This is a genomic window from Mesorhizobium sp. M00.F.Ca.ET.216.01.1.1, assembly GCF_004010325.2.
GTDB lineage: Bacteria > Pseudomonadota > Alphaproteobacteria > Rhizobiales > Rhizobiaceae > Mesorhizobium.
Genome location: NZ_SADR02000109.1, coordinates 1 through 499, shown reverse-complemented (window position 1 = coordinate 499; position 499 = coordinate 1). Strand labels below are relative to the sequence as shown.

The 499-nt window shown below is 60.5% G+C and carries 1 protein-coding gene; it reads right to left on the bottom strand.

Features of this window, described 5'->3' with window-relative positions:
* Positions 1-80: 80 nt before the first annotated feature.
* Entirely contained in the window at positions 81-362 is a 282-nt protein-coding gene (locus tag EN859_RS35260; RefSeq protein WP_095517116.1) for an acyl carrier protein, read from the bottom strand.
* Between the last annotated feature and the right edge of the window lie 137 nt (positions 363-499).

Below are 499 nucleotides of genomic sequence, written 5' to 3'. Positions count from 1 at the left end.
ATCTCTTTCCACATAGAGGCGGCGTCAGTGCCCAGTCCGCACAGGCCGCCCACTCCGGTGATAACGACGCGCCTGTCCATTCAAGCCTCCTTCGCAAGCAAGCCGCGGACGGCGTCCACGACGTCGCCGACATTCTTGAGATTCGACCAGGCATCGGCCGTGTTCATGTCGATCTTGATGCCGTAGGCCTGTTCCACATCCCAGAGGACGTCCGCCAAACCCAGCGAATCGAACCCGAGCGCGTCCAGTTCCGTGGCGATTGTTATCTCGCCGACGAATGACGCAGGCATTCCCTCACCGCTCTCCGACTCGGCGCGTTTCTTGATCAGGGCAATGACGTCCGTTGCGAATTGATCGGCCATTCTGTTTCCTGTCTTTCTTTCCCGCGTTTCGACCCGGACCCGCGGCTCAGTTCCTGAGGCGCGCCGCGTCGCGAAAGCCATCACGCTTGTGCGACTGACAAAGCCCAATGCTCATAAAGCCGGATCAGGTCCGGCCG